Annotated in this window: 19 protein-coding genes and 2 tRNA genes; 14 read left to right on the plus strand and 7 right to left on the minus strand. The window is 67.0% G+C overall.

Features of this window, described 5'->3' with window-relative positions; all coding sequences use genetic code 11:
* Positions 1 to 11 precede the first annotated feature (11 nt).
* Both acpS and A5650_RS23225 read left to right on the plus strand, forming a co-directional pair.
* Entirely contained in the window at positions 12 to 404 is a 393-nt protein-coding gene (gene acpS / locus A5650_RS23220; protein ID WP_067083573.1) for a holo-ACP synthase AcpS, read from the plus strand.
* A gap of 147 nt (positions 405 to 551) precedes the next feature.
* Positions 552 to 1,907, plus strand: a complete 1,356-nt coding sequence (locus tag A5650_RS23225) for a dipeptidase (protein ID WP_067297488.1) — start codon at positions 552 to 554, stop codon at positions 1,905 to 1,907.
* Here the strand turns inward: A5650_RS23225 and bcp are convergent.
* Positions 1,884 to 2,357 carry a thioredoxin-dependent thiol peroxidase gene (gene bcp, locus A5650_RS23230; RefSeq protein WP_067297491.1) on the minus strand — a complete coding sequence of 158 codons (474 nt, stop codon included), beginning with the start codon at positions 2,355 to 2,357 and terminating at the stop codon, positions 1,884 to 1,886. The genes A5650_RS23225 and bcp overlap by 24 nt on opposite strands.
* 110 nt (positions 2,358 to 2,467) lie before the next feature.
* Here bcp and A5650_RS23235 point away from each other — a divergent pair, with 110 nt between their 5' ends.
* The gene (locus A5650_RS23235; RefSeq protein ID WP_067297568.1) at positions 2,468 to 2,695 is read left to right on the plus strand and encodes a DUF3618 domain-containing protein; all 228 of its coding nucleotides are present in this window, start codon (positions 2,468 to 2,470) and stop codon (positions 2,693 to 2,695) included.
* Between the two features lie 506 nt (positions 2,696 to 3,201).
* On the opposite strand, the gene A5650_RS23240 is transcribed toward A5650_RS23235, so the two are convergent.
* Positions 3,202 to 3,277: transfer RNA gene (locus tag A5650_RS23240), tRNA-Lys, on the minus strand.
* A gap of 155 nt (positions 3,278 to 3,432) precedes the next feature.
* On the opposite strand from A5650_RS23240, the gene A5650_RS23245 reads away from it, so the two are divergent.
* A complete protein-coding gene (locus A5650_RS23245) occupies positions 3,433 to 4,650 on the plus strand; it encodes a L,D-transpeptidase (protein WP_067297493.1) in 1,218 nt (405 codons plus the stop codon).
* A gap of 85 nt (positions 4,651 to 4,735) precedes the next feature.
* Here A5650_RS23245 and A5650_RS23250 read toward each other — a convergent pair.
* Together A5650_RS23250 and orn are read right to left on the minus strand one after the other, a co-directional pair.
* A tRNA-His gene (locus A5650_RS23250) sits at positions 4,736 to 4,808 on the minus strand.
* Positions 4,809 to 4,849: 41 nt separating this feature from the next.
* Positions 4,850 to 5,497, minus strand: coding sequence for an oligoribonuclease (orn, locus tag A5650_RS23255; RefSeq protein ID WP_067297571.1), 648 nt, complete (start codon positions 5,495 to 5,497; stop codon positions 4,850 to 4,852).
* An 81-nt stretch (positions 5,498 to 5,578) separates the two neighbouring features.
* Here orn and A5650_RS23260 point away from each other — a divergent pair, with 81 nt between their 5' ends.
* Complete coding sequence (locus A5650_RS23260; protein WP_067297495.1) at positions 5,579 to 7,180, plus strand: helicase HerA-like domain-containing protein; 1,602 nt, start codon at positions 5,579 to 5,581, stop codon at positions 7,178 to 7,180.
* Positions 7,181 to 7,195: 15 nt separating this feature from the next.
* On the opposite strand, the gene cmrA is transcribed toward A5650_RS23260, so the two are convergent.
* The gene (cmrA, locus tag A5650_RS23265) at positions 7,196 to 8,002 is read right to left on the minus strand and encodes a mycolate reductase (RefSeq protein ID WP_067297498.1); all 807 of its coding nucleotides are present in this window, start codon (positions 8,000 to 8,002) and stop codon (positions 7,196 to 7,198) included.
* 26 nt (positions 8,003 to 8,028) lie between these two features.
* Between cmrA and A5650_RS23270 the strand changes: the two genes are divergently transcribed.
* Complete coding sequence (locus tag A5650_RS23270; protein WP_067297501.1) at positions 8,029 to 9,339, plus strand: MFS transporter; 1,311 nt, start codon at positions 8,029 to 8,031, stop codon at positions 9,337 to 9,339.
* Here A5650_RS23270 and A5650_RS23275 read toward each other — a convergent pair.
* On the minus strand, positions 9,336 to 10,124 hold the full coding sequence (locus A5650_RS23275; protein WP_082950907.1) for an MmpS family transport accessory protein: 789 nt from the start codon (positions 10,122 to 10,124) through the stop codon (positions 9,336 to 9,338). The genes A5650_RS23270 and A5650_RS23275 overlap by 4 nt on opposite strands.
* Positions 10,125 to 10,249: 125 nt before the next feature.
* On the opposite strand from A5650_RS23275, the gene A5650_RS23280 reads away from it, so the two are divergent.
* The 3 genes from A5650_RS23280 to A5650_RS27220 all read left to right on the plus strand — a co-directional run bounded on the left by A5650_RS23280 (position 10,250) and on the right by A5650_RS27220 (position 12,580).
* A complete protein-coding gene (locus tag A5650_RS23280) occupies positions 10,250 to 12,091 on the plus strand; it encodes an alpha/beta hydrolase family protein (RefSeq protein WP_067297507.1) in 1,842 nt (613 codons plus the stop codon).
* A gap of 90 nt (positions 12,092 to 12,181) precedes the next feature.
* Complete coding sequence (locus A5650_RS23285; RefSeq protein ID WP_067083558.1) at positions 12,182 to 12,391, plus strand: hypothetical protein; 210 nt, start codon at positions 12,182 to 12,184, stop codon at positions 12,389 to 12,391.
* Between the two features lie 33 nt (positions 12,392 to 12,424).
* Positions 12,425 to 12,580, plus strand: a complete 156-nt coding sequence (locus A5650_RS27220) for a hypothetical protein (RefSeq protein WP_090274377.1) — start codon at positions 12,425 to 12,427, stop codon at positions 12,578 to 12,580.
* An 18-nt stretch (positions 12,581 to 12,598) separates the two neighbouring features.
* Here A5650_RS27220 and A5650_RS23290 read toward each other — a convergent pair whose 3' ends face one another.
* Positions 12,599 to 13,213: an SACE_7040 family transcriptional regulator gene (locus tag A5650_RS23290; protein ID WP_067297510.1), complete on the minus strand. Its 615-nt coding sequence runs from the start codon at positions 13,211 to 13,213 to the stop codon at positions 12,599 to 12,601.
* A gap of 89 nt (positions 13,214 to 13,302) precedes the next feature.
* Here A5650_RS23290 and A5650_RS23295 point away from each other — a divergent pair, with 89 nt between their 5' ends.
* Genes A5650_RS23295 through A5650_RS23315 form a run of 5 tightly spaced genes read left to right on the plus strand, consistent with a single transcriptional unit; the run spans position 13,303 to position 19,333 of the window.
* Positions 13,303 to 14,853, plus strand: a complete 1,551-nt coding sequence (locus tag A5650_RS23295; RefSeq protein WP_067297512.1) for a carboxyl transferase domain-containing protein — start codon at positions 13,303 to 13,305, stop codon at positions 14,851 to 14,853.
* Positions 14,854 to 14,857: 4 nt separating this feature from the next.
* Positions 14,858 to 16,849 carry an acetyl/propionyl/methylcrotonyl-CoA carboxylase subunit alpha gene (locus tag A5650_RS23300; RefSeq protein WP_067297515.1) on the plus strand — a complete coding sequence of 664 codons (1,992 nt, stop codon included), beginning with the start codon at positions 14,858 to 14,860 and terminating at the stop codon, positions 16,847 to 16,849.
* Positions 16,846 to 18,009: an acyl-CoA dehydrogenase family protein gene (locus A5650_RS23305; RefSeq protein ID WP_067297518.1), complete on the plus strand. Its 1,164-nt coding sequence runs from the start codon at positions 16,846 to 16,848 to the stop codon at positions 18,007 to 18,009. The genes A5650_RS23300 and A5650_RS23305 overlap by 4 nt, the downstream gene beginning before the upstream one ends.
* Positions 18,006 to 18,518, plus strand: a complete 513-nt coding sequence (locus tag A5650_RS23310) for a MaoC family dehydratase (RefSeq protein WP_067297520.1) — start codon at positions 18,006 to 18,008, stop codon at positions 18,516 to 18,518. The genes A5650_RS23305 and A5650_RS23310 overlap by 4 nt, the downstream gene beginning before the upstream one ends.
* Positions 18,518 to 19,333 carry an HpcH/HpaI aldolase/citrate lyase family protein gene (locus tag A5650_RS23315; protein ID WP_067297523.1) on the plus strand — a complete coding sequence of 272 codons (816 nt, stop codon included), beginning with the start codon at positions 18,518 to 18,520 and terminating at the stop codon, positions 19,331 to 19,333. Before A5650_RS23310 ends, A5650_RS23315 begins: the two co-directional genes overlap by 1 nt.
* Positions 19,334 to 19,409: the final 76 nt, after the last annotated feature.

A 19,409-nucleotide genomic window follows, 5' to 3' on the forward strand; every position in this document is an offset into this window, starting at 1 on the left:
ACGTTCGGCCCATGGCGATAGTCGGGGTGGGGATCGACCTGGTCTCCATTCCCGAGTTCGCCGAGCAGGTCGATCAGCCGGGAACGGTTTTCGCCGAGACGTTCACGCCGGGTGAGCGCCGCGACGCCGCCGACAAGAGTTCGTCAGCGGCGCGGCACCTCGCGGCGCGGTGGGCGGCGAAGGAGGCCGTGATCAAGGCGTGGTCGGGGTCGCGCTTCGCCAGGCGCCCGGTGCTGCCCGAGGGCATCCACCGCGACATCGAGGTCATCACCGACATGTGGGGCAGACCGAAGGTGCGTCTATCGGGAGCGATCGCCGAGCATCTGAAGAACGTGACGATCCATCTGTCGTTGACGCACGAGGCGGATACGGCCGCCGCGGTCGCCATCCTCGAAGAGCGCTGACCCCAGTCTCCGCGCGGGCCCACACCCAAGTCTCCGCGCGGGTCCGTGTTCCCCTCGCAAGCGGTGGGCCCAGCACACGACACGCCGCACTTTGCTGGCACTTTGCGGTCGCTCGCGGTGGGTGAGTGACCCGCTAGTGTCGTCTTCATGAGCGATCTGGTGGCGCGGGTGCACGAGGTTTTGCCGAAGGTGCGGCGCGATCTGGAGGATCTGGTGCGCATCGAGTCGGTGTGGGCGGACCCGGCCCGCCGCGGCGAGGTCCAGCGCAGCGCCGACGCCGTGGCGAAGTTGTTGACCGAGGCGGGTTTCGGTGACGTGCAATTGGTCAGCGAGGGCGGTGCACCCGCCGTCATCGCGCGCCATCCCGCGCCGCCCGGTGCGCCGACGGTGCTGTTGTACGCCCACCACGATGTGCAACCGGAGGGCGATCCGGCACAGTGGAATTCGCCGCCGTTCGAGCCCACCGAGCGCAACGGACGCCTCTACGGCCGCGGCACCGCCGACGACAAGGCCGGCATCGCAACACATTTGGCGGCGTTTCGGGCACACGGCGGCAATCCGCCGGTCGGCGTCACCGTCTTTGTGGAGGGGGAGGAGGAGTCGGGTTCGCCGTCGCTGTCGCGTCTGCTGGCCGCGCATCACGACACCCTGGCCTCCGACGTCATCGTCATCGCCGACTCCGACAACTGGAGCACCGAGGTGCCCTCGCTGACGGTGTCGCTGCGCGGGCTCGTCGACTGCGTCGTCGAGGTGGCCACGCTCGACCACGGCCTGCACTCCGGGCTGTGGGGTGGCGTCGTCCCCGACGCCGTCAGCGTGCTGGTGCGACTGCTGGCCAGCCTGCACGACGACGACGGCAACGTGGCGGTGGCGGGGCTGCACGAAGGTGAGGCCGCCGCTGTCGACTTTCCGCCCGAACGGGTCCGCGAGGAGACCGGCATGTTGCCAGGTGTGCGCGAAATCGGTTCTGGCTCAGTGCCACAACGATTGTGGGCCAAGCCGGCGATCACCATCATCGGTATCGACACGACGCCGATCGACAAGTCGTCGAACACCTTGATCCCTCGCGCGCGGGCCAAGGTCAGCATGCGCATCGCGCCCGGCGCCGACGTCGAACAGCACATGACAGCGTTGACCCGCCATCTCGAACAGCACGCCCCCTGGGGTGCGCAGGTGACGGTCACTCCGGGTGACCACGGGCAGCCGTATGCGATCGACGCCAGCGGGCCGGTCTACGACGCCGCCCGTGCCGCCTTCTCCGAGGCATGGGGCAACGAACCCGTGCACACCGGCGTCGGCGGTTCGATCCCGTTCATCGCCGAATTCGCCGCGGCGTTTCCGTTGGCCAAGATATTGGTGACCGGCGTGGAAGACCCTGAGACGCAAGCACACAGCATCAACGAGAGCCTGCACCTCGGCGTGCTGGAGCGCGCCGCCGTCTCCGAGGCGCTGCTGCTGGCAGGACTGGGCGAGCTCGGCTCAAACGGACAGGTCGCGCCGTAACTTCGCGACGTGTCCCGTCGCGCGGACGTTGTACTGCGCCTCGGCGATCTTGCCCTTCTCGTCGACGACGAAGGTCGACCGGATGACACCCTGAACGGTCTTGCCGTACATCGTCTTTTCCCCGAACGCACCCCATTCGGTGAGCACTTTGCGGTCTGGATCCGACAGCAACGGGAACGTCAGCTTCTCGTTGTCGCGAAACTTCGCCAGCTTTTCGGGCTTGTCGGGGGAGATGCCGATGACGTCGAGCCCGGCATCGTTGAGTTCGCCGAGGCTGTCGCGAAAGTCACACGCCTGTTTTGTGCACCCGGGGGTGGACGCCGCTGGATAGAAGTACACGATGACCTTGCGGCCCTTGTAATCGGAGAGCTTCACGGTGTTGCCGTCGGCGTCGGGCAGGCTGAACGCAGGGGCTTTGTCGCCGACCTCGAGTCGCGGAGTCTGTGGCACGCGCGGGCATCCCTTCTGTCGACCGGTGCGCTGCGGCGAGCGCGGGCTGCTCTAGGGTAGATCGGCAGGCTCTGGTGAGGAGCACCGACTTGGACGGCTTGGAGGCGCACGTGGCGGACCGCGATCCCGAGACCATCAAGCAGGACATCGACCAAGCTCGGGAGCAACTCGCGGCGACGGTGGACACCCTCGCCGAACGCGCCAATCCCAGCCGCCTGGTCGAGGACGCCAAGTCGGCCGCGATCCGCTTCGTGACGAAACCCGCCGTAGCGGTGTCGCTTGCGGGCGTGGGAGTGGTCGCGCTCGTGCTCATCGTCCGCCGGATCCGGCGGGACTGAGCGGTCCGCCGTCAGCGGCGTCGCGTCGAGCGAAACCAGTCAGAGAAGGAAAAGCCGGGGGGGTTGGCGACCCGGCCGATCCGATTGCAGCTGTACACCGCGACCGGGCTTTGGGCAGTCACCTCGGCGGATGCGCCCGCACCCGCTCCGTCTGCCGCAAATGAATGGCCTGGCTGAGGCATCAGCTAAGTCCCTTTTTCCTTCCGAGGTTTTGCTGATCCTGGAGTTTCAGGGTGTCAGCTAACGCGACTGTAGCAGATCAACTTGTCTTATCGCAGCTTAATCGGCAGTAAGGCCGACGAAGTGGCTTTTCCGCAACGTCACGTGAACTGAGACCCACATCTCCGTAAGCTATCTTATGTAGCGTTCAGCACACTTTCCTTGTGCAATGACAAATTTGGCCCAGAAATTTACGCAACCGTAATAAGTGACGTCATCGCGTCGGCGACGGTTCAGAAAAAGAACGCGACCGTGACGGTCCGTCACGGTCGCACTCGATGTGAAGCTGGTGCGCCGTCAGGGTTTCGAACCCCGGACCCGCTGATTAAGAGTCAGCTGCTCTACCAACTGAGCTAACGGCGCGCGGGTGCGACAATAACAGGCTCTGCTGCGCAGTACGAAATCTGTCCCCACAACGTTGCTTCGTCGACATCCGCCACGTAACCCGGACCTGAAATTGCCCTTAGACTGTTGCCAAGAATCATCGATCTGTCCCTGGTTGTGAGGTGGAGTGAGCAATGTGGCGAGTCCGTTCAGTGGCCCGTCCGCGTCGACGCGCATGGTTGGTGACCGTTGCGCTGATCCCCGTCCTGGCGCTCGGGTTGTCCGCGTGCGGAGGCAACTCGGCGCCGCCGCAGCCTCAGGTGATCGACGACAAGGGCACACCGTTTGGTGACCTGCTCGTTCCCAAGCTGACCGCGTCGGTGACCGACGGCGCCGTGGGCGTTTCCGTGGACTCGCCGGTGACCGTCAGCGCGGAGGACGGCGTCCTCGGCGCGGTCACCATGGTGAACGAGTCCGGTAAGACCGTCGCAGGCGCCTTGAGCAAGGACGGGCTGACCTGGTCGACCACCGAGCCGCTCGGCTATAACAAGCGCTACACGCTCACCGCCGAATCGCTGGGGCTCGGCGGTGCCACCACCCGGCGGATGTCCTTCGAGACCCATTCGCCGGAAAACCTGACCATGCCGTACGTGCTGCCGAACAACGGCGAGGTGGTCGGCGTGGGACAACCGGTCGCCGTTCGGTTCGACGAGAACATCACCAACCGGCTGGCCGCGCAGAAGGCTATCAAGATCAAGACCGACCCGCCCGTCGAGGGCGCGTTCTACTGGCTGAACAACCAGGAGGTTCGCTGGCGGCCTGCGAAGTACTGGAAACCCGGCACGAAGGTCGACGTCGCGGTGAACACCTACGGCGTCGACCTCGGCGACGGCCTGTTCGGCCAGGAGAACGTCAGCACCAGCTTCACGATCGGCGATGAGGTGATCACGAGGGTCGACGACAACACCAAGACGCTGACGGTGACCCGCAACGGCGAGGTGATCAAGACCATGCCGGTGTCGATGGGCAAGAACAGCACCCCCACCAACAACGGCGTCTACATCGTCGGGGACCGGCGCTCGCACATGATCATGGACTCGTCCACCTACGGTGTGCCGAGTAACTCGCCGAACGGCTATCGCACCGAGGTCGATTGGGCCACCCAGATCTCCTACAGCGGCATCTACGTCCACGCTGCGCCGTGGTCGGTGGGCAGCCAGGGCTACAGCAATGTCAGCCACGGGTGCATCAACGTCAGCACGAGCAACGGGCAGTGGTTCCACGACAACTCGAAGCGCGGGGACGTCGTCGAAATCGTCAACACGGTCGGCTCGACGCTTCCGGGCACCGACGGACTCGGTGACTGGAACATCCCGTGGGAGCAGTGGAAGGCCGGCAACGCCAACGTCTGATCTGACGGCTGGCCCCTCAGCGGCGCATCTCGGCTGAATCGAAAAAAGGGTCAGGGAGCGAAGATTCGCTCCCTGACCCAGTCGGGGTGGCTGACGGGACTCGAACCCGCGACAGCCAGGATCACAACCTGGTGCTCTACCAACTGAACTACAGCCACCATTGCCGCGAACCCGAACGGGCGAAGCGGCGACGTCGATACTAACCGCTCGAACGCTCAGCGGCCGAATCGATGTCCTTCGGGCCGCCGTTCGAGGGTCCCAATTCCCCGGCGACGGCTGCGATATCGCTGGTCGAAGGCCCCGGCGGCGGCACGAACGCGGTGCGTCGGTAGTACTGCAGTTCACGTATCGACTCGTGGATGTCGGCGAGCGCCCGGTGCGCGAGGCCCTTCTCGGGCTGGCCGAAGTAGATCCGCGGATACCATCGCCTGCACAACTCCTTGATCGAGCTCACGTCGATCATCCGGTAGTGCAGGTAGTCATCGAGCTTGGGCATGTCGCGGGCGATGAAGCCGCGGTCGGTGGCGATCGAGTTGCCCGCCAGCGGCGCCGTCTTGGCCTGTTTGACGTGGCCGCGGATGTAGTCGAGCACCTGCTCCTCGGCTTCGGCCACGGTCACGGTGGACGCTTTGACCTCGTCGATCAGGCCCGAGCGGGTGTGCATGTCGGTCACCACCGGGATCATCGACGCCAACGCCTCGTCGTCGGTGTGTATGACGACGTCGATGCCGTCGCCGAGGATGTTGAGGTCAGCGTCTGTCACCAGCACCGCGATCTCGATGAGCCGGTCCGTCTTGAGATCCAGGCCGGTCATCTCGCAGTCGATCCACACCAGTTCGTCGCGCACGACGCTCACAGTAAGCCTTGCCACCGCTCCGGCCGGCTGCACCCGCCCGTTCGGGCTGCGGTGGGGGTTAGGGTGCCAGCCATGGCCAGTGAGTCCGCACCCACCCCCGCACAGCAGATCGCCGCAGGTTACGCCGCCGAAGGGGACGCGCTGGAGCTCGGCTCCATCGTCGTCGACGGCGCCTGTGATCCGACCGCACAGGTTCGCATACCGCTGGCCACGGTCAACCGCCACGGGCTGATCGCCGGCGCCACCGGCACCGGGAAGACGAAATCGCTGCAGGTGCTCGCCGAACAGCTGTCGTCCGCGGGTGTGCCGTGCGTGATGGCCGACGTCAAGGGCGACCTCTCGGGGCTGTCGCGGCCCGGCGAGGCGAACGAGAACGTCACCGCACGGGCCGCCGACACCGGTGACGACTGGGCGCCGACGGCCTACCCCGTCGAGTTCCTGTCGCTGGGCACCACCGGCATCGGGGTGCCGGTGCGCGCGACGATCTCCAGTTTCGGGCCGATCCTGCTGTCGAAGGTGCTCGGGCTGAACGCCACGCAGGAGTCGACACTGGGCCTGATCTTCCACTGGGCCGACCAGCGGGGGCTCTCACTGCTGGACCTCAAGGACCTGCGCGCGGTGATCCAGTACCTCACCAGCGACGAGGGCAAGGCCGAACTGAAGGCGATCGGCGCGGTGTCCACCACGACCGCGGGGGTGATCCTGCGGGCGCTGATCAACCTGGAGGCCGATGGCGGCGACACGTTCTTCGGTGAGCCCGAACTCGAGCCCGAGGACCTGCTGCGGGTCGACGAGCAGGGCCGCGGAATCATCACGCTGCTGGAACTCGGCAGCCAGGCCGCCCGCCCGGTGATGTTCTCGACCTTCCTGATGTGGGTGCTCGCCGATCTGTTCGCGACGCTTCCGGAGGTCGGCGACCTCGACAAGCCGAAACTGGTTTTCTTCTTCGACGAGGCGCACCTGCTGTTCTCCGACGCGTCCAAAGCGTTTATGGAACAGGTCGAGCAGACGGTCAAGCTGATCCGGTCCAAGGGCGTCGGGGTGTTCTTCTGCACACAGCTGCCCACCGACGTGCCCAACGACGTGCTGTCCCAGTTGGGTGCGCGCATTCAGCACGCACTGCGTGCATTCACACCCGACGACGAGAAGGCGCTGTCGAAGACGGTGCGTACGTACCCGAAAACCGATGTCTACGACCTGAAGTCGGACCTGACGTCGTTGGGTACCGGCGAAGCGATCATCACCGTGTTGTCGGAGAAGGGCGCACCGACGCCGGTGGCGTGGACCCGGATGCGGGCCCCACGGTCGCTGATGGACACCATCGGCCCCGAAGCCATAGCCGCCGCAGCGAAAGCCAGTGCGCTGCAAGCGGAATACGGGCAGACCATCGACCGGGAGTCGGCCTATGAGCGACTCAACGCGCGGTTGGCGCCGCCGGAGGAGCCCGCCACCGCCCCCGACGCCCTACCGCCGCCGCTGCCGCCGCAGCCCGGCGGGGCCAGCGCCTCGGGTCAGGTCAGGTCGCGCGACACCGCCGAGCCGTCGATGGTCGAGAAGGTGGTCACCAGCCCGGCGTTCAAGAGCGCGATGCGCTCGGCGGGCACGGTGATCGGGCGCGAGATCACCCGCAGCATCTTCGGCACCGGCCGCAGGCGCACCCGCCGTCGCCGCTGATCGCGAGACCGCGGTCTAGCCGCCGCCGAGTTTCTTGTACACGGCACCGACGATCGGCGTCACGATGGCCCGCGGCGTGTAGCCCGCCGCAACCGACATCGCCTTCGACGTCACGCCGGGGACGATACGCATCTTGTTGCGCTCCAACGCATCCAGCGACTGTTTGGCCGTGTACTGCGTCGAGATCCACAGGAAGTCCGGAATCAGCTTCTCCACCAGCGACTGCTCCTCCTCGGACGGCAGCGTCTCGCGCACCGGTCCCGGGGCCAGCAGCGTCACATGCACGCCGACCTTCTTGAGTTCGCCGCGCAGCGACTCGCTGAACGTGTTGACGAATGCCTTGCTCGCGGCATAGGTCGCGTTGTTCGGAATCGGCGAATTGCCCGCTGCCGAACCGGAAATCAGGATGCCACCGGCCTTGCGCTCGACCATCCCCGGCAGGACGGCGAGCACCAGATCGTGCACGCCCAGCACATTCAGCTGAACCTGCGCCTTCTCGTCCGCCGGGTCCAGCGACGACACCGGGCCGAACGTCGCGGTGCCCGCGTTGGCGCACAGGATCGAGATGTTGCGCGTCGCCAGTTCGTCGCAGAACTTCGTACGCTCCGTCGGATCGACCAGGTCGACGGGGCGCACCTCCACCGTCACGCCATACTGCTGGGTGAGGCGGTCGGCCAGCGTGCGCAGCACCTCCTCGCGGCGGGCGGTGACGATCAGGTGGTGTCCGCGGGCGGCGAGTTCGGTCGCCAGCGCTTCGCCGATGTTCTGCGATGCGCCGGTGACCACCGCGCGGGCGTCGGCGCTGGGTGCCGGAACTGACATGGCCGGGACTATATCGTGGGCGGACCATGACCGACCCACCCGATTCCGGCGGGCCTCCCGCGCCTCGCCGCCAGGTCATCTCGTGGGCGCTGTGGGATTTCGGTGCGACCGGGCTGAACGCCGTGGTCGTGACCTTCGTGTTCTCGATCTACCTGACCAACTCCGTCGGCGCCGACCTGCCCGGTGACATCAGCGCCACCAGCTGGCTCGGCTGGGCGCTGGGAACGGCCGGCGTGGTTGTGGCCGTGCTGGCGCCCGTGACCGGTGTGTGGGTCGACGCCCCGTGGCGACGGCGCCGGGTGCTGGCCGTGCTGAGCGCGCTCGCGGTGGTGCTGATCGCGGCGATGAGTTCGGTGCGTGACGACTACCGCTACCTGGCGCTGGGTCTGGTGCTCCTGGGCTGCGCGTCGGCGTGCAACGAGCTGGCCACCGTGCCGTACAACGCGATGCTGCGCCAACTCTCGACGCCCCAGACGTCGGGCCAGATCTCCGGGCTCGGCCTCGGCTTGGGCTTCCTCGGCAGCGTCACCTTGCTGTTGGTGGTGTACTTCGGCTTCGTCTCCGGTGACGGCGGATTGCTCGGCCTACCGCTCGACGACGGCCAAAACATCAGGGCCGCCATGGTTTTCACCGCCGTCTGGTTCGGGCTGTTCGCCCTGCCGGTCCTGGTGGCCGTGCCCAGCGTCAAACCCGACCCGCTGGAACAGCGGCAGTCGGTGGGGTTCATCGGCGGCTATCGCAGGCTGTTCTCCGACATCCGCAGCGAGTGGCGGCGCGACCACCACGTCATCTACTACCTGTTGGCCAGCGCGGTGTTCCGCGATGGTCTGACGGGCATCTTCGCGTTCGGGGCGGTGCTCGGCGTGCGGGTCTACGGCGTATCGGACGCGGACGTGCTGCTGTTCGGTGTGAGCGCGAGCACCGTCGCCGCCGTCGGCGCGGTCCTCGGCGGGCTGCTCGATGACCGGTTCGGCGCCAAACCCGTCATCGTCGTGTCGCTGAGCGCGATGATCGCGGTCGGGCTGGCGTTGCTGTCGCTCGACGGGGTGCTCGCCTTCTGGGTCTGCGGGCTGCTGCTGTGCCTGTTCATCGGCCCGACGCTGTCCGCGGCGCGGACGATGATGCTGCGAATGTCGGCCCACGGCAAGGAGGGCGTCGCGTTCGGCCTCTACACGACGACGGGCCGCGCCGTTTCGTACCTGGCGCCCACGCTGTTCTCGGCGTTCATCGCGATCTTCGGCACCGACCGCGCGGGGATGGGCGGTCTGCTCGTGGTCCTCGCCGCCGGTCTGGTCGCGATGCTCGCCGTGCGCGTCCCCCGCAGCGTGACCGCCTAACCGGTCGCGGTGCAGATCGTCAGGCCCGCTCCCGTGCGCTTCTGCACCACGGTTCCGTCGACGGAGATCGAACAGTTCACCTCGCGGCCGACGTTGATGATGCTGATGCTCGCCGACGCCGCGGCGGACTCGGACAACTCAACTTCCTTGCTCCACGGCAGCATCACGTTGAACTCGGTCTGCAGCAGACCGCCGGTGTCGACGTAGGTGATGTTGATGGCGCGTCCGGAACCGCTGACGACGTAGACAACGGTCTGGGTGGCGCCCGGGGTGGTGGTGCGCGGCGTGCTCGGCACGGTGGGCACCGCGGGCGGCACGGTCGGCCGCGTGGTGCGCGGGACGGTCGGGCGCAGCGTCGTCGTCGGGATCGGCGTGGTGAAGTCTGGTTCCTGCATCGGCGGTGGCGCGACGACCGTCTGCTGTTGCGAACTGTTGACCACGACGAGCGCGATCACCAGGCCCAGCACGGTCAGCACCGCGAGACCCGCGGCGACCCACAGCCAACGGGGTGAACGCGGTTCCTCCGGCGGTTGCTGGGGTGAGGGCTCACCGGATGGGTAGGGCGCCCCGTACTGGCCGGTGGCGTACGGGTCATAGCCGTAGGTGCCGTACTGCGGCAGGCGCTGCGTCGGGGCAGGTCCCGGCGGGGGCTGATAGGTGGGGCCGTACGCCTGGCTGGCATACGCCGGATCGCTGTAACCGGGATAGCCGTAACCCTGCGGTTGCTCCCCGCGGCCACCCGTGCCGGATTGCTCGTCGCGGCCGGGCCGTGGTGTATCGGTCATACCCACCTCATGCGTGCGAGGGTACCTGTGCGACCGCCCAACAGGCGCAGGTCACTGCTCGACTTGCTTGGGCAGGCAGAATTGGTCCGGTGGGAGAGCAGGTTCGCAGGGTCTATGGCGCATCCATGTCGCCGGACGCCACCGCGTTCGCACATCTGGTCGACGACGGCGGCTTCCCGCGGGCCGTGCAGCGGTTCCTGCGCGGCTGGCGGGCGAGTTCCTCGCGCGACGTCGATCTGCCCGTCGAAGGGCCGGTGACGCGGGTTCTGCACTCGGCCGACGGTCACTGGCTGGCCTGTGAGGTCGCCCCCGAAGGCAGCACCCGCACCCAGATCTGGGTCGTGACAACCGATCCCGACGACCGCGACGCCCGCCGCATCGACTCGTGGCCGGCCGAAGCGCCCGAGGGCACCGCCGAACTCATCAACTGGGACGGCACCCTGGTGGCGGCGATCCTCACCGGTGAGGACGGTGTCGGCAGCTCATGCCTGATCGACCCGGCCACCGGTCGCACCACGGTGCTGGACCGCCGCTCGGGCGGCCGGCTCGTCGACGCCTGGGCCGGCGCCGCGCTGGTGCGGGTCGGGCCGCGCGGCTACCGCGACCTCATCATGCTGCGCGGGCGCACCGAAACCGCGTTGCTGCCATACGATCCAGGCTCGACCACCGACACCGGCCTCATCCTGGACGACCACTACGCACGCCGGCTGCGCGCCGGGCTGGAAGGTGAGCTCACCAAGCTGTACCAGCCGGCCAGCAGCTACGACGTCAACAGCACCGAAGGCTATTTGCGGGCCCTGATCCGCAGCGAGAACGGCGCCGAGCATGCGCGACTGCTCGAGGTCACGGTCACCGCCGACGGCGTGGCGTACCAGGTCGTCGCCGAGCGGCCCGGCTTCGAACTCGACGAGTTCACCGTCAGCGACGACGGTTCCACCGTGGCGATGCTGTGGAACATGCACGGCGCCAGCGAGTTACAGATTCTCGAGCTACCCGACAGCTTCCTGCACGAACCGATCCCGCTGCCGGGCATGGTGGCCAGCCAGCTGAGCATCAGCGCCGGCGGTTCGATGCTGGCCATGACCGTCGAGGGCCCGTCCATCCCGCCGACCGTCGAACTGGTCGACCCCCGCACGCGGGAGTGGGAGCTCGTAGACCGCGAACCCAGTTCCGGACCGATGGCGCCGGACCCGACGCTGGAACGGGTCACCGCACGCGACGGCATGGAATTCTCCGGCTGGCTGTTCCGCCCGCGCGACGGCGTCCCGACGATCGGCGCGATGCTGTTCCTGCACGGCGGACCCGAGGGGCAGGGCAGGCCCGGATACAACGAGTTCTTCCCGGCGCTGCTGGAGGAGGGCATCAGCGTATTCCTGCCCAACGTCCGCGGGTCGGGCGGATTCGGCAGGACGTTCATGCACGCCGACGACAAGGAGCGACGGTTCGCCGCCATCGACGACGTCGCCGACGCGGTCGACTATCTCGTCGAGCAAGGGATCGCACCGGCCGATCGCATCGCATGTTGCGGGTGGTCCTACGGTGGCTACCTGACCCAGGCGGCGCTCACCTTTCACCCGGACCGGTTCGCCGCGGGAATCAGCATCTGCGGTATGAGCGATCTGAACACCTGGTACCGCAACACCGAACCGTGGATCGCCGCCGCCGCATATCCGAAGTACGGCCACCCGATCAGCGATCGTGAACTGCTCGAGCAGCTATCGCCGTTGCAACGCGTCGATGCGATGACGGCGCCGTTGCTGTTGGTGCACGGCGTCAACGACACCAACGTGCCTCCCAGTGAATCTCAGCAAATGTTCGAAGCGCTGCAGGAACTTAACCGGAAAGTCGAACTGCTGATGTTCGACGACGACGGCCACGAGATCGACCGGCGTGAGAATCGCGCCGTGCTGGTCAAAGCCATGCGCGAGTGGCTGATTGCGGCTTTCGGCCCGCATTCCGAGTCGTAACCGAATTGACGCCGTAGCCACGTTTATCGAAATTGTCTGCCGGGTAAACGCTGCGCACGCGCCGATCGGGCGCGACAAAGGAGGCGCAGCATGCGAGGTGGCGGAATTCTCGGCGTTCTGGTGCTCGTTTGGTTGCTGATCGGTGCATTCGCCGCGTACCAACGCGGCTACTTCGAGACCAGTGAAACCAATTGCGCGACAGCGGGAAGCATCGCCCTAACGGTGGTGGCCGGTCCGCTGAACTACGCAGGTGTCAACCCCAAGGTTGAAAACTGCAATCTGCCGGAACCCAGCCAGTGACAACTGGCGCTTGATAATTCGAAAGGAACACTAATGATCATCCTCGGAGCGATTCTCCTCATCCTCGGACTGATCTTCGGAATCAACATCCTCTGGACCATCGGCATCATCCTCATGGTCATCGGAGCGGTGTTCTGGATTCTGGGATCCGTCGGCCGTCCTGTCGGTGGCAGGAAAGCCTGGTACTAACCGTTTGAGGCCCAGCGCCTAAACGTCACGCGCGGCCGAGGTCAGCGCCGCGACCGTCATAGCTTTCAAGACGGATCGCGGTCTGGCCTCGGCCGTTTTCATGGTCAGCGCGTGCGGGGTGGAGTTCAGCAGCCCGAACGTGGCGTGTGCCATCAGCCTGGCGTCGGCCTCGGCCAACGAGGTGTCGACCTTGCGCAGCACGTCCACCCAGATCTCGACGTACTGGCGTTGCGCCTTCCGCACCTGGCGTTTGGCCGACGGCGGCAGGCTGGCGAAGTCGCGGTCCTGGATGCGGATGAGGTCGGACTCGCCGAGCGCGAAGTCCAGGTGGAAGTCGATCAGGCCGTCCAACGCCGACGTCGCATCCGCCGCGCGGGTGACCACCTCGGTGGCGCCGGCCAGCAGTCGGGTGCTGATACCGACCAGTAACTCGACCAGCAGCGCCTCTTTGTTCGGGAAGTGCCGATAGATCGCCGGTCCGCTGACGCCGGCCGCGGCACCGATGTCCTCCAGCCGCACCGCGAGGTAACCGCGTTCGGCCACCAGGCGTTCCGCCGCGGCGATCAACTGGGAGCGGCGATCCGATTTCGCCTTGCTGCGCCGGGTGGACGCGGGCACCTGAGTAGGGGACACGGCGCCTCCCGCCCGCTGTAGACTTCTCGGTTAATCGTGACTAACATACCACGAGTTAGTCGTCATTAACTCAACGAACGGGTTCACCGATGGCATCGCGGCGTTCACATCGCGAGCAGCATCTCGCGCTGGTCGACGAACTACGTTCCAAGCTCGCCGCGGCCGCGCTCGGCGGCCCCGAACGGGCTCGCGAGCGCCACGTCAGCCGCGGCAAACTGCTGCCGCGCGACCGGGTGGACGGCCTGCTGGATACCGGAAGCCCCTTTCTCGAACTGTCTCCGTTGGCCGCCGACGGCATGTACGACGACGAGTGTCCGGGCGCCGGAATGATCACCGGCATCGGTCGGGTATCGGGTCGCGAATGTGTGATCGTCGCCAACGACGCGACCGTCAAGGGCGGCACCTACTACCCGATCACGGTCAAGAAGCACCTCCGTGCCCAGGAGGTCGCTGGTGAAAACCGGTTGCCCTGCATCTATCTCGTCGACTCCGGCGGGGCGTTCCTGCCGCGACAAGACGAGGTGTTCCCCGACCGCGACCATTTCGGGCGCATCTTCTACAACCAGGCCAACCTGTCCGCTCGGGGCATCCCGCAGATCGCCGCGGTGCTCGGATCCTGCACGGCCGGTGGCGCATACGTGCCCGCGATGAGCGACGAGGCCGTGATCGTGCGCAATCAGGGCACCATCTTCCTCGGCGGTCCACCGCTTGTGAAGGCGGCGACGGGCGAGGTCGTCACCGCCGAGGAGCTCGGCGGCGGTGACCTGCACTCCAAAACCTCCGGTGTGACAGACCATTTGGCGCATGACGACCGTGACGCGCTGCGGATCGTGCGGCGCATCGTCGCCACGCTCGGCCCCCGCGAGCCGCTGCCGTGGGATGTCCGGCCCACCGTGGACCCGATCGCCGATCAACACGAGCTCTACGACGTCGTGCCTGTCGACTCGCGCGTCCCCTACGACGTGCACGAAGTGGTCACACGGATCGTCGACGGCGGTGAATTCGCCGAATTCAAGGCCGAATACGGCAGCACCCTGGTCACCGGATTCGCCCACATCCACGGCCATCCGGTGGGCATCATCGCCAACAACGGTGTGCTGTTCAGCGAATCGGCGCTCAAGGGTGCGCATTTCATCGAGCTCTGCGACAAGCGCAACGCGCCGCTGTTGTTCCTGCAGAACATCTCCGGGTTCATGGTCGGGCGTGATTACGAAGCCGGCGGCATCGCCAAGCACGGCGCGAAGATGGTCACCGCGGTGGCGTGCGCGCGGGTGCCGAAACTGACCGTGGTCATCGGCGGTTCGTACGGCGCGGGCAACTACTCGATGTGCGGGCGGGCGTATTCGCCGCGGTTTCTGTGGATGTGGCCCAATGCGAGGATCTCGGTGATGGGCGGCGAACAGGCCGCGTCGGTGCTGGCCACCGTGCGCGGCGACATGTCGCCCGAAGAGGAGGAGAAGTTCAAGGCGCCGATCCGCCAGCAGTACGAAGACCAAGGCAATCCGTACTACTCGACAGCCCGGCTGTGGGATGACGGGGTGATCGACCCCGCCGACACCAGAACGGTTCTCGGGCTGGCGCTCTCGGCGGTCGGCCGGGCACCGCTCGAGTCCATCTCCTACGGCGTGTTCCGGATGTGAGGACATGAACTTCCATACCGTCCTTGTAGCCAACCGAGGCGAGATCGCCGTCCGGGTCATTCGAACGTTGCGCGCCATGGGCATCCGGTCGGTCGCGGTGTTCAGTGACGCCGACGCGGGTGCCCGCCATGTCGCCGAGGCTGATGTCGCCGTCAACATCGGGCCGCCCGCGGCCAGGCAGAGTTACCTCGACATCGATGCCGTCGTCGCGGCCGCCCAACGCACCGGCGCCCAGGCCGTACATCCCGGTTACGGATTCCTCTCGGAGAACGCGCAGTTCGCCGCCGCTCTGCAGGACGCCGGGATCACGTTCATCGGCCCACCGGTCGGCGCGATCCAGACCATGGGCGACAAGATCGCGGCCAAGGCGGCGGTGTCGGCATTCGGCGTGCCGGTCGTCCCTGGGGTGTCCCGGCCGGGCCTGTCCGACGACGACCTCATCGCCGGCGCCGATGAGGTCGGCTTCCCCGTTTTGGTGAAACCCTCGGCGGGCGGCGGCGGCAAGGGCATGCGCGTCGTGCACGAGCCGGCCGAACTGGCCGCCGCGCTGGCGAGTGCACGCCGGGAGGCCGCCGCCGCGTTCGGTGACGACACCCTGTTCCTCGAACGGTTCGTGCTCAACCCGCGCCACATCGAGGTGCAGGTGCTCGCCGACGGTTACGGCAACGTCGTGCACCTGGGCGAACGCGAATGCAGTCTGCAACGTCGACACCAGAAGGTGATCGAGGAGGCGCCGTCGCCGCTGCTGGACGCGGCGACGCGGGCGAGGATCGGCGCGGCGGCGTGCGACACGGCGCGCAGCGTCGACTACACCGGCGCGGGCACCGTCGAGTTCATCGTGTCCGCCGACCGGCCCGACGAATTCTTCTTCATGGAGATGAACACCCGCCTGCAGGTCGAGCATCCGGTCACCGAGATGGTCACCGGCATCGATCTCGTCGAGCAACAGGTACGGATCGCCGCGGGCGAGAAGCTGTCGATCGCGCAGGACGACATCGTCATGACCGGACACGCGATCGAGGCCCGCGTCTACGCCGAGGATCCCGGGCGCGGCTTCCTGCCCACGGGCGGCCAGGTACTGGACCTCGCCGAGCCGCAGGGGCACGGCGTCCGCGTCGACTCGGGGTTGTCCCGCGGTTCGGTGATCGGCAGCGACTACGACCCGATGCTGTCGAAGGTCATCGCGCACGCCGCCGACCGGCCCGCCGCCCTTCGTGCCCTCGACCGTGCGCTGGCGCAGACCGCCGTATTGGGCGTCACCACCAACATCGAGTTCCTGCGATTCCTTCTCGCCGATCCCGACGTCGCGGCGGGCCGCCTTGACACCGGCCTACTGGACCGCCGCAGCCCGGACTTTGCGCCCGCGCCCGCCCGGGACGTCGACCTGGTCGCCGCCGCGGCATACAAATGGTTGCGCGCGTGGCCGGAACCCGCCGGCGACCTGTGGGCGGTCCCGTCCGGCTGGCGAATGGGCCGGCATGCGCCGACGACGTACCGGCTGCAGTCCGGTGAACGCACCGACCACGTGCACCTCACCGGGACGCCGTCGGCTGGAAACGCGGCGATCGAGGACGGGCAACCGCGTCCCCTGTCGGCGTCGTCGGTCGGGGACCGGCTGGCGGTCACATTCGACGGCGTCCGAACCGATTACGTCGTGGCGACCGAAGACGGTCGGGTCTGGCTGGCGGACGGGGGCCGCACCCTGGCGGTCGACGAGGTGCGCGAAGCGCCGGTGCGGCCCGACGACGCGCACAGCGGCGACGCCGAGTTGACCAGCCCGATGCCGGGATCCGTGGTGGCCGTCGGGGTGGTCGACGGCGATCGGGTGACGGCGGGCACGGTCGTGGTCACCGTCGAAGCCATGAAGATGGAACACGCGTTGAGCGCCCCGGTCGACGGCGCGGTGGAACTCCTTGTCGCCGAAGGCGATCAGGTCAAGGTGGGTCAGCTCCTGGCGAAGGTCATCGCGGACCCCACAGTGGAGGAACAATCATGAGCGACTTTCTGGCCACCGGCATGCTGCCGGATCACTACGAACAGCTGGCCAAAACGGTCCGCGACTTCGCCCAGAGCGTGGTGGCGCCCGTCGCGGCCAAGCACGACGAAGAACACTCGTTCCCGTACGAGGTCGTCGCGGGCATGGCCGACATGGGCCTGTTCGGCCTGCCGTTCCCCGAGGAGTACGGCGGCATGGGCGGCGACTACTTCGCGCTGTGCCTCGCGCTCGAGGAACTCGGCAAGGTCGACCAGAGCGTCGCGATCACGCTCGAGGCTGGGGTGTCGCTGGGCGCGATGCCGGTGTACCGGTTCGGTTCCGACAAGCAGAAGGAAGAGTGGCTGCCGCTGCTGGCGAGCGGCAAGGCGCTGGGCGCGTTCGGCCTGACCGAAGCCGGCGGCGGCAGCGATGCGGGCGCGACCAAGACCACCGCCCGCCTCGACGACGGCCACTGGGTGATCAACGGTTCCAAGCAGTTCATCACCAATTCGGGCACCGACATCACCAAGCTGGTGACGGTGACGGCGGTGACGGGCGTGAAACTTGATGGCAAGAAAGAGATTTCGTCGATCCTGGTGCCGGTGCCCATCGACGGCTTCACTGCCGAACCGGCGTACAGCAAGGTCGGCTGGAACGCCTCGGACACCCACCCGCTGAGCTTCGACGATGTGCGCGTGCCCGAGGAGAATTTGCTCGGTGAGCGCGGCAGGGGATACGCGAACTTCCTGCGCATCCTCGACGAGGGCCGCATCGCGATCGCCGCGCTGTCGGTCGGGGCGGCCCAGGGGTGTGTCGACGAATCGGTCAAATACGCCAAGGAACGCGAGGCCTTCGGCGCCGCCATCGGCAGCTATCAGGCGATCGCTTTCAAGATCGCGCGGATGGAGGCGCGGGCACACATCGCCCGCACGGCGTACTACGACGCCGCCGCGCTGATGCTGGCCGGAAAGCCGTTCAAGAAGGCGGCGTCCATCGCCAAGATGGTGGCCAGCGAGGCCGCGATGGACAACGCCCGCGATGCCACCCAGATCTTCGGCGGCTACGGCTTCATGAACGAGTACTCGGTCGCGCGGCACTACCGCGACAGCAAGATCCTCGAAATCGGCGAGGGCACAACGGAAGTGCAGTTGATGCTGATCGGGCGGGAGTTGGGCCTGTGAGCGGAGCGAACGATCAGACCCAGAGCGACAAGAGAATCGTCGTCCAGCGCGGGCTGTGGTACGAGGAGTTCGAGACCGGCGTGCTGTATCAGCACCGGCCGGGCCGCACCATCACCGAGGCGGACAACGTGTTGTTCACGACGCTGACGATGAACACCCAGGCGTTGCACCTGGACGCCGCGTTCTCCGACGCTCTGCCGCCGTTCAACCAGCGGCTGGTCAACTCGATGTTCACGCTGTCGACCCTCGTCGGGTTGTCGGTCACGCAGCTGACTCAGGGCACCATCGTCGGCAACCTGGGGTTCGGCGAAATCGCCTTCCCGAAACCGCTTTTCCACGGCGACACTCTCTACGCGGAGTCCGAGGTGCTCGAAAAGCGGGAGTCCAAGAGCCGCCCCGGTGAGGGTATCGTGACCTTCTCCCACGTCGGCCGCAACCAACACGGCGACATCGTGGCCACCGCGTCGCGAAAGACCATGGTGCGCAAGCGACCAGAGGGTGACGCATAGTGGCGCTCGTGACGGGACCCGCCTGGCTGTTCTGCCCCGCCGACCGTCCGGAGCGGTTCGAGAAGGCCGCCGCAGCCGCCGATGTCGTGATCCTCGACCTCGAGGACGGCGTCGCCGCGAAGGACCGGGAGGCCGCCCGCGCGGCGCTCATCGAGACGCGTCTCGACCCGCAGCGGACGGTGGTGCGCATCAACCCCGCCGGCACCGACGACCACCCCCTCGACCTCGAAACGCTGGCCAAGACCGACTACACCACGGTCATGCTCGCCAAGACCGAGGACCCGCAGCAGGTGCGCGACCTGGCGCCGCTGAATGTCGTGGTGCTGATCGAGACCCCGCTCGGCGCGCTGGCCGTGACCGACCTGGCGCGCATGGAGAACACGTTCGCGCTGATGTGGGGAGCCGAAGACCTGTTCGCGGTGACCGGCGGCACCGCGAACCGGTACCCCGACGGCAGCTACCGCGAGGTCGCCCGGCACGTCCGCTCGCAGACGCTGCTGGCCGCCAAGGCCTACCGCCGGCTTGCCCTCGACTCGGTCTACCTCGACATCAAAGACCTCGACGGCCTGCGCGCCGAGGTCGACGACGCCGTGGCGGTGGGCTTCGACGTCAAGGTCGCCATCCATCCGTCGCAGGTTGCGGTGATCCGCGAGGGCTACACACCGACCGCCGAGCAGGTGCAGTGGGCGCGACACGTGCTGGACGCGGCCCGCGAAGCCCGGGGCGTCTTCCAGTTCGAAGGCATAATGGTGGATGCCCCAGTACTGCGGCGAGCAGAGCGCATCGTCCAGCTAGCGCCCCACCCAGGCGACTAACCGACAGCCTCTCCACCAGAGGTTTTGCTCTACCCGCCTCCGTACTGAGCACCTCAGTCGCCTGACGGCGCGATCC

This window comes from Mycobacterium sp. 1164985.4 (assembly GCF_001668575.1).
Classification (GTDB): Bacteria; Actinomycetota; Actinomycetes; order Mycobacteriales; family Mycobacteriaceae; genus Mycobacterium.